Annotated in this window: 6 protein-coding genes and 1 pseudogene; all 7 read right to left on the bottom strand. The window is 23.5% G+C overall.

What is annotated here, in order from left to right:
* Positions 1-332 precede the first annotated feature (332 nt).
* The 7 genes and pseudogenes from BGI41_RS04360 to BGI41_RS04330 all read right to left on the bottom strand — a co-directional run bounded on the left by BGI41_RS04360 (position 333) and on the right by BGI41_RS04330 (position 10029).
* Positions 333-1295, bottom strand: a complete 963-nt coding sequence (locus BGI41_RS04360) for a zinc metalloprotease HtpX (protein ID WP_088539012.1) — start codon at positions 1293-1295, stop codon at positions 333-335.
* A gap of 281 nt (positions 1296-1576) precedes the next feature.
* A complete protein-coding gene (gene ygiD, locus BGI41_RS04355) occupies positions 1577-2353 on the bottom strand; it encodes a 4,5-DOPA dioxygenase extradiol (RefSeq protein WP_088539011.1) in 777 nt (258 codons plus the stop codon).
* Between the two features lie 166 nt (positions 2354-2519).
* Positions 2520-4250 carry a replication factor C large subunit gene (locus BGI41_RS04350; RefSeq protein ID WP_088539010.1) on the bottom strand — a complete coding sequence of 577 codons (1731 nt, stop codon included), beginning with the start codon at positions 4248-4250 and terminating at the stop codon, positions 2520-2522.
* A gap of 258 nt (positions 4251-4508) precedes the next feature.
* Entirely contained in the window at positions 4509-5456 is a 948-nt protein-coding gene (locus BGI41_RS04345; RefSeq protein WP_088539009.1) for a replication factor C small subunit, read from the bottom strand.
* A gap of 376 nt (positions 5457-5832) precedes the next feature.
* Positions 5833-7039, bottom strand: a pseudogene (locus tag BGI41_RS04340) (nicotinamide phosphoribosyltransferase domain-containing protein).
* Positions 7040-7244: 205 nt separating this feature from the next.
* The gene (locus BGI41_RS04335; RefSeq protein WP_143744788.1) at positions 7245-7853 is read right to left on the bottom strand and encodes a hypothetical protein; all 609 of its coding nucleotides are present in this window, start codon (positions 7851-7853) and stop codon (positions 7245-7247) included.
* A gap of 475 nt (positions 7854-8328) precedes the next feature.
* The gene (locus tag BGI41_RS04330; protein WP_088539007.1) at positions 8329-10029 is read right to left on the bottom strand and encodes a hypothetical protein; all 1701 of its coding nucleotides are present in this window, start codon (positions 10027-10029) and stop codon (positions 8329-8331) included.
* Positions 10030-10435 lie beyond the last annotated feature (406 nt).

Below are 10435 nucleotides of genomic sequence, written 5' to 3'. Positions count from 1 at the left end.
ATTAAAATAAATAATCAATTAGAATAAAATTAAATAAAAATTAAAAAATTTTTAGAAAAAATCTAGTAAAAACTTCTAAAAACTAAAAAATGTTTAGATATCTATATAAACATTTATATGATTAAAGAAATTAAACAATATACTATTTAATGAAATTAAATATATAATATTCTACTATATAATAAAAAAAATTTAAAAAATAATCAAAATACTAAAAAATACAATACCTAAGAATAAAAAAAAGAATATTAAAAAAAATAGAAAAAAAATAAAAAAAAGAATACTAAAAAATACTTATTTATAAAATAAAAAAATAAAATGAATTAAAAAAATTAATTTTCTAATTCAGAAAGTCTTTTAATCCTTTTAAGCATATCTGGGTGAGTTGAGAATAATTCCATGAAATTATTTCCAGTAGAAACTTTAACATTAGAATTTTTAAGTTGTCTTAACTCTTCAGCACCAATAACACCATCACCATTTAAATCTATTTGAGATAATTCAGTGATATCTTTTTCTGCATGAGAAACATCATTTAAGAAGAATGCTCTATTTCCTTCAAATTCTTTAATTTCTTTTTCTGGAGCTGAAGCTGCACCATATACAAGTTTATATAATGCTGAAGATAACCATTCTGGTTTGTTTCCAAGTTCTACACTACCCTGATCTGCATAATACTCTCTTATTCTTGAAACGAAAAGAACTAATAATTGACCTATGAAGTAGAAAACTAAACCAACAATACCAATTATAATTCCAAGACCATTATCATTATCATTAGAGTATAAGAAGCTAATTGCAGTATAATAACAAATCATTGGAATTACACTAATAATAGTATTAATAGCACAATCATAATGTTTAATATGTGACATTTCATGGCCTAAAACTGCTTTAAGTTCATCATGGTTTAAAACATTTAAAATACCAGTAGTAACAGCAATATGACCATCACGTCTAGTTCTACTATATGCGAATGCATTAGGAACAGACATATTACAAATACCTACAGTAGGTTTTGGAATACCAGCATTAGCAGCTAATTCTGCAACCATTTGATGTAATTCAGGTGCTTCAGATTCAGAAACACGTCTTACACCCATAGACCATTCAACAAGTTTAGGACCAGCTAAGAATTGTATAAATGTTATAACTAAGGATATCGCTAGCCATACCATTGGAGCCATATTTATGCCAATAATAGTACAAACTAATCCAACAATAAAATACAATATAACAAACATAAGAATTGAAGCTACTGCCATTCTTAGATGTAACTTCCATGTACCTTTCATTTTTACATCATCTCATATATTTATTAGATTTTAAAATTAGTATTATTATAAATTAATCATTTAAGAATATTTTAAGTAATTAATTTATAACTTAACTATTACATTTTAAATAATATTATATAATTAAACTATATAATTGTTTCTTTTTAATATCTATACTAAATTATTGATTAAATAAAAATTAAGAAAAGTAAAATTTAGTATATTATTTAAATATTTAAAACAAAACTAACCAGAATATCCAAAATACACAATAAAAAACATAAATATTTAAAACATAACTAACTAGAATCTTCAAATAAAAATGAAGTCATAGAAATAGAACCTAATTCACCTTTATCATTAAATATTATTAGTTTATCAGATGAAGATATTAAACCTAAAACATTTAATAATGGTATAAAATGTTCTGTAGTGGGTATTGCAAGATTATAATTTTCAATATTTTCATAATTTACAACTTTATCATAATCTCCATTTAAAATAGCATCTTTAATTTCATTATTAAATTTTTTTGCCCAATCGTAGGTATCATCTAATCTCCAATCTACCATAGTTAAATTATGTACAATATTACCACTAGCTAAGATTAATGCTCCTTCTTCTCTTAATGACCTTAATTTTTTACCTATTTCAAATTGTTTTTCAGATGATAAATTTACATTAACACTAATCATTACAACAGGAATATCTGCATCAGGATACATATTTGAAAGAACTGACCATACACCATGATCTATTCCCCAATCATTATTTTCTTCTGCAGAATCTCCAAGTAAATCAAGTACTCTTTTTGCATAATCAGGTGATCCTTTAGGTTCATAATGAACTTGATATAATTCATCAGGAAAACCATACATATCATTAATTTGTTTATTAAAATCTGCAGTTCTTACATATAAATCTTCTTTAAACCAATGTGCAGAAAATGCAATAATAACTTTAGGTTTTCCCAAATATTTACCTATTTTCTTCCATTCAGTCCTATATGGATTATCACCAATAGCATTTAATGAAGAACCATGTCCTACAAAAATAACTGGTTCTTTCTTAGTCATAATTTTAATCTCCTAATTATTTAGAAAAAAACAATATAAAACACAATATCAACAATTCAAAGACATTACTTACAAAAAACAATAAAAAAGAAAAAAAATATTATTTAACTGAAATTTAAGTAAAATTAAGATATTAAAAGTATAATAAAATACTTTTAAATTTTAATTAGAAACTAAATAAAGATGTTTGAACAGTATTATCTTTATCTTTTTCTTCTTTATCGGATTTTGAACCTTTGTTTTCTTTATATTTTTTACTAGACTTTGAATCTTTACCTTTAGTATTTTCAACAGTAGATTTAATATCTTCTTTAATATTTGATTCAGAATCATTATTAACTTCAGATTCTTTTATATCTAGATTAGTAGCATTTGAATCTTTAGATTCTTTTATATCCATATTAGTAGAATTAAAATCCTTAGATTTTTTTAAATTAGACTCTAATTTATTTTCTTTATAATCAATAATAGATTCCTCATCATCATCAGATTTAAAATCAACAGAATCAGACTCCAAACCTAAACCATCATCAGATTTAAAATCAATAATAGATTCTTCATCATTAGTTTTAAAATCAACAGTTTCTTCAGAAGAATTTAAATTAGAACTAAAAGCATTTTTCATTTCTGCTCTTTCTTTAGCACGTCTTTCTGCTCTTTCTTTATCCATTTTTTCAATGAATTTTTTAGGAATTTTCTTTTTCCTAAATCTTTTAATCTCTTTATCATCTAATTCTAAGAATGAAGAGATTTCATAAGCTGTTTTATCATCTTGGAACATTATTTCAAAGTATGGAAACATTGTATATGCTGTTTTTAGAGAAACATGCATTTTAGCTTCCATTTTTTCAGCTATTGAATCTCTAAGGTTTCTTTTTCCTCTATATTTTGCCATTTTAGTAAATGATTGAGGATATGTAACTCTTGTAAATTTACGATATTTTTCATCTTTAGATAAAGCTACTCCAAGACCCATAAATTGTGTTGCATATTTCCAGTAACCATAATTTCTACTTTGTCTTGTACGTCCAAAGAAAATATCTGCTTTAGAAATATAATCATAAGCTTTTTTAATTTCATTTGGTTTTTTATACTCACGTGGTATATTCTCTGCAATATATTCCATTACAAGTGTTGGTTCTTCATCAAGATATAATGCATCTCTTATATGATTATAATTTTTACTTTTAAGAACTGTTGTTACTGCATCAAATATTGTTGCTTTATCATTTTTCTGAGAAATAGAATTTAAATCTTCAGGATTTAATTTTCTAGATTCTTCAGTTAATGCTTGAAGACTATTAATAGCTGAACGCATATCACCATTAGACCGTTTAGCAAGAGTATTTAATGTTTCTTTATCTGCTTCTATTCCCTCTTTTTTACAGATTGATTCAAGATTTGTTCTAATACTAGGTGATCTAACTTTACCCATTTTTATAACAGTTACTTTTTTCCTAATTGTTGTAAGCCTTTTTGAGTATAAATCATTAGCCATCATTACTATTGGATGTTTAGATTCTTCAATGATTTTATTTATAGCTCTTGTTCCTCCCCTATCATCATTTCCAGTAATACCATCAATTTCATCAAGAATAATGAGTTTTGGATTATCTGAAAATAAAGAGTAAGTAGTAGTAGATTCTCCAATAGTATTCATTAATATATCATAGGAACGTTTATCACTAGCATTTAACTCTATATATTCACCAAATTCATGACCAATAATCTGTGCAAAGGTAGTTTTTCCAACTCCTGGAGGACCAACAAGAAGTAAACATTGTTGAGGATTACCTTTTTTCCATTCCTCAATCCATTGTTTAATTAATTTTTTTTCTTTAGCATAACCTTTAATTTCTTTAAAGGTTTTAGGCCTATATTTATCTGTCCATTGCATATTTATTCCCTTTAAATAATTTTAAAAAGATTTCAATTTAAAAATCTTAATAAGGTCTTAATTAATAAATCCTAAAAAGATTTTAAACTAATAATTTTAAATAAAATAACAATTTAACTTCTTTAAATATCTTAATACGTTTAATCATTATAGAAATTTAACTCCTTTAAAGACTTTAATAAGGTTAAAAATCATAAAAATTAACTCCTTTAAAAATATTAATAGTTAATTATTATTTAAATTAAAAATTCATATTAATCATAAGAATTTAGCAAGAAGAGCTTCAAGTTGTATTCTTGGATTAGACCCTTCACGTATTCTGAAATCAGTTTCAGCTATATCATTTACTAATTGAATATAAACAGAACTATCCATTTTACCATCAGTAACTCTTTTTGTAACATCTTGATAAATCTGTGTAACCATATCTTCTCCACTAGTTCCTTGAAGAATCATAGTTTCACGAAGTAAATCTCTTGATTTCATAAAATCTCCAGTCATTGCTGCAGTAATCATATTATGAACATCTTGAGGTTTTGATTTAGAAATTACACCATAAACGGAATCTTCAGTAATTTCTTCACCTTCTGTTGCAGCAGATTGTAATACATTTACAGATTTACGCATATCTCCTTCTGCAAAGTATACAATAGTATCAAGTCCTTCATCAGTATAATTATATCCTTCTTGTTCACAGATATATGCAAGACGTTTTTTAATATCTTCACTTTTAACTGGTGCAAATCTAAATATTGCACATCTTGATTGAATAGGATCAATAATTTTAGATGGATAATTACATGATAAGATAAAAGATGCAGTTTTAGTATACATTTCCATCTCACGTCTTAAAGCATGTTGAGCATCTTTAGTCATATTATCTACTTCATCTAAGAATATAATCCTAAATGGAGCACCTACTGGTTTTAATCTACAGAAATTTTTAATATTATTTCTTACAGTATCAATACCTCTTGCATCAGATGCATTTAATTCTAAAAAGTTTTGTTTCCAATATTCACCTAAAACAGATTTAGCTAAAGCTAAAGCTGTAGTGGTTTTACCTACACCTGCAGGACCTGAAAACATAAGGTTAGGCATATTTCCTTCATTTTTATAATTTTTTAAACGTTTAATAATTTGTTCTTGACCTACTACTTCATCTAAGGTCTGTGGTCTATATTTTTCTACCCAAGGTCCTATCATCTTTTCACCATAATATTTTTAAAAATAAAATTTATATTAGTTATAATTATATTTTTTATAATATTTATATTGTTTTTAGTCTAAAAAAGAATAAATTTAAATTTAATATAAATCAATTAAAATAAGATTAAGTAATTAAAAACTAAATAAAAACTAAAATAATAGAAAATATTTAATAAAATTAGAAATACTTGAAAATAATTAATTAAAAATTAAAAAAAGAATAATACTAAAAACTAAAAAAAACTAATAAAAACTAAAAAACAATAATCATAATAAAAAAAACTAAAAAAATTTAAAAACAACACTAATAAAAAAAATAAAAATAAATAGGATAAAAAATCCTATTTAATAAAAGTGTTTAAATAGCTAAAATCTATTTAACTGGATATAAATTATAATTTAAAGTTCTTGCTTTAATATCATTGAAATTATCATCAACAAGAAGTTCACCATCTTTAAATACAGTTTTTAAAACATCTTCACCAGGAGCATCAATTGGAACTGTTTTAAAATTTTGACCATCTGCTAATAATTTAAATCTTCCTTTTTTAGATTTTTTACTATTATCTAATGGTTTTTTAAATATATCAAACCATTTACCATTTCTATATTGAGCAGAACATTTAAATGCTGTTCTTTGAGTATCACGAGTTACATTAGAATGTAATCCTCCACCCATACCAAAGAGTATGTTTTCTGCTGCCCAGTTATGAGCTTTAATACCAAATAGAACATCACGTATTTTATGGTAATTTAAACCATCACCCCATAAAACACCAATATTAGCATTAAATACTTTATATCCTGCATCATTGAAATGTGTACCAAATCCTTCTTCAATAAGTTCAAGACAATCAATTGTAGTAGATACTGGTTCTCCACTATCTGGACGGAAAACGATTTTATTTCCTTCAGCTCTGTTTAAGAATTTTTTAATTTCACTATTAAGTTCATATCCATCAAAGCAAGCATTTTTTAAAAAGTTTTTATAATCATAACTATCAATTACTACTGATAATATACCATCATGTGCACTTTGAACTACATTTATTGCTTGATCTAATTCTCCATCTGGTCCTTGTGCTGTCATTACACTATGTTCTGTAGCTTGAACTGAGAAACCTTCAACTTCAGGAGTATTATAATAATTTGGTGGAACTAATGTATCAGTTCCAGAGAAGCTAAGTAAATGAGCAGAACTACAGAGTTTAGCAGATTCAGTAGAACTTGCTCCACGATATCCGAAATCATGTAACATAAATGGAAGATTATCTTTTTTAGATCCTGTTACATCAAGATAGAAATTACATAATTTACATCCAGTCATCATAGTTAAAGATACCTTCTCCAAGATGAACTTTCATAATATCATTTGCTTCTTCTACTTTCTCTTCAGTTACAACACTTCCAACTAAATATTTTTTAAGAATATATTGTAATCCATAGAAGATTGTTTTGTTAAATTCAGCACCAGTCCTATTTTCAAGATATGAATAAATTTTTTCAGTACCTTTTGGATAAAAGTAATGATGTGTAATTTTATAACTATCTGTTAATAAACATATATTATTTTCTATCATATAATTCACCTATAATATAGATTAAATCATTTTTATTAATAAACACATTTTTGAATATTATATAAGTTTAAATACTTAATAAACCATTTGATTATAAAATTTAAACTATTCTAATTAAACATAAATTTAAATACTTAATAAATCATTTGATTATAAAATTTAAACTATTCTAATTAAACATAAAAATTAAAAATTTATAAAAAATTTAAGTACGACCAGGTAATGAACCACCATTAGCTTCTTGATCTGAATCATAAGAAGATCCGATTAATTTTCCAGATTCTGAATCATATTGACGGAAATTACCATCAGAATATCTTACTTCATCAAAATAGCCATGACCTTCTTGAGCATTATAATATCTTTTTTTACTTACAACACTTGGTCCATTATCACTAGAATTTGAATCAAGACTTGAATCATCTTTAACTGTAGAATCATTCGTTGAATTATTACTACTGTTATTAATGTTTAAATAGGTTACAGTACTAATCATATGGGTTAATATTTCTTTATTTTTAGTAATAATTAAAATATTATCATGTGTATTATCATTTCCAAGAACAGCGATATAATATTTAGTATTATCATTATACCATACTGTTTGGTTTAATATTGATTCTTCTTTTCCACCATTTTTATATGATTCTCTTATTGATGCAAAACTCATACCATTAGTTAACATAGATGATAAACTATCATCATTTTTACTATTATAGTATATTACACGAACATCATTTTGAGTATCATTTAATACTGTAATATTATTAGCAATTGTTGAATTAGTCATATTACCTGATACAGGAATCTCCAATTCACAAGTACTTGATAAATAAACATTTTTATATTCAATATCTGTACTTGAAAAATAATATATGCCGTTAAAATAGCTATGATTACTACGATTAAAACTATTAAAATAGTAATCTTATTTTTCTTTTCCATATTCACCCCTCTAAATATTGAATACTTATATCTAATAATTACTTATTAATATACTTAACTATTTTATAGTCTATTTAAAAGTTAAAACTTTATAATTTAATAAAATTAGATTATACGAATATGATTAAAATTAGCTATTAAATATTTAATATAAAATAATATGAAGCTAAATAGAAGATTGATAATTAAAATTTAATTAAATAAATAGCTATAAAAAAATAATTAAATAAGAATATTTTAAAATTAAATAGCTAAAAATAAGTAAAAAATAGCTAAAAATACACAAAAACTAATAGCTAAAAAAAGAAATAAAATTCATTTAAAAATGAATTTTTAAAATAAAACTATTTTTTAATTGTAATTGGAATATTCCATCTTAAAGAGTTGTAATTTTTATTACTTGAATATAATGTAATTACAAAACTGTTTTTACCAATTTTTAAATTACTAGTTGGATAATTTATTAATCCTTTAGAATTGGTTTTATACCATTTATAATTTTTAAAGGAATTAATACCAATAGTTACCTTATATGCAGATAATGGTTTATTTTTATATGATAATCCTATAACAACAGTTTTACCTTTTTTTATAGAATATTTTAATACAGGAGTATTATTAACAAGTGAATATTCCATATCTACATTTTTAAAGTAAAGTGAAGGATTTGCTTTAATAATCTTTATTGAAGATTTTTTACTTAAAGATACACCTGCAGTATTTATTTTAGATGTAATTGCATAAGTACCAACACCTAAATTAATATTAAATGTTGCAATTCCTTTACTATTAGTAATTCTTGAATAGGTTTTACCTTTTATTGTAAAGAATACTTTTATACCAGAAATTGGATTATTTTTATATAATACTTTAGCAGTATATGCTGCATCTAAATAGTTTTTAGTTAATTTTGATACAACAAGTGATGTTTTAGATTTAATCCATTTATTTACAATAACATTAGATGAATTAGATACATTATATCCATAAACATTACTATTTACTGTAAATTTATATTTTCCTGGATTTAAATTTACAGTTAAGTATCCTATACCTTGATTATTTGTTTTTACATTATATTTTACATTTAAAAGACTAATTACTACATTAGTATTAGTAATTGGAATATTATCATATAATAATTTAACACTATACTTTTTACTGTCTCTAAAATCTTTATTAAGATCTGATACTATAATGTGAATTAATGATTTATTAACTACAACATTAACTGTAGAGTTTACAGAAATAGAAGTTCTAGGAATATATGTATAAATATTATATTTTCCTGGATTTAATTCAATAGGTATTGATGCTTCACCATTCTCATCTGTAGTAGCTGTATAGTTACGACCTAATATATTAAATATAACTGTATGATTAGCTAAAGCTTTACCATTTGAATATACTTTTCCAGTGAGCTTAGATTTATCAGTATAATAGACAGTTATATTATCAACACTTAAATCAATTGAATCTACAATGAAGTTATATTTTGTAGAATTTGATTTTAGATAAGTAATATTTCCAAACTTACCACCATTATAAACAATTGTAATATTATAGATACCTGGATTTTTAGGTGTCCATATAAATGAATTATTATTTATATTTGCAGTATGGGAAATTGTTCTATTATTTCCAATAACATATATTGTTGCATTACCAAGATTAATTAATTTACCATCTGAACTAATACTTGTATTAATATATACTTGATTACCTACTAAAGAGGAATCATTTACAATTATTTCAGTATTAGTATTATATTCTAAATTATTATCAGATAATTTATTATCTAAATTATTACTAGATACTGGATAATCAGTAGATACATCACTATCTGTATTATTAGATACTTGATAATTAGTAGATAGATTACTATTAGAAGATATCTGATAATTAGTAGATAATTCATTATCTAAATTACTTGATAATTGACTATTATTAGCTACCATAGATGAATCTACAGCAGATACATTAGTAAGACAGACAATTACAATTATAAATAAACCTAAAAGGATGAATTTATTATAATTTTTCATTGTATCCCAAATTTCTTTTAAAAAAGTTAAAATCATTGATTTTAACAGGATTATTAATATTTAATTTATTATATTATAAATTAAATTTCAATAAATTATATTAAGAGAATAAATAGCTTAAACTCAATACAATAGTTATAAATTCACATTAACTTAGTACATAGCTATAAATCCCTATTAACTTAGTACAATAGAAAACTAAATAGCTATAAATTCACATTAACTTAGTACAATAGAAATTAATACTAAATTATTAAAATTTAATTAATTATATTGAAATTAAATATTAACTTTTAAAATAATTGCTAAAAAATTAACAATTATATAATTATATGATTATATAAGATATATAAGTTTTATTAAAAAAAGTATAAAAAAATTAAAATTAAAATAAATAATGTATATA

The organism is Methanobrevibacter sp. 87.7, assembly GCF_002208625.1.
Lineage (GTDB): Archaea > Methanobacteriota > Methanobacteria > Methanobacteriales > Methanobacteriaceae > Methanarmilla.
The sequence above is the reverse complement of the archived record's forward strand: the minus strand, read 5'-3'. Positions and strand labels throughout refer to the sequence as shown.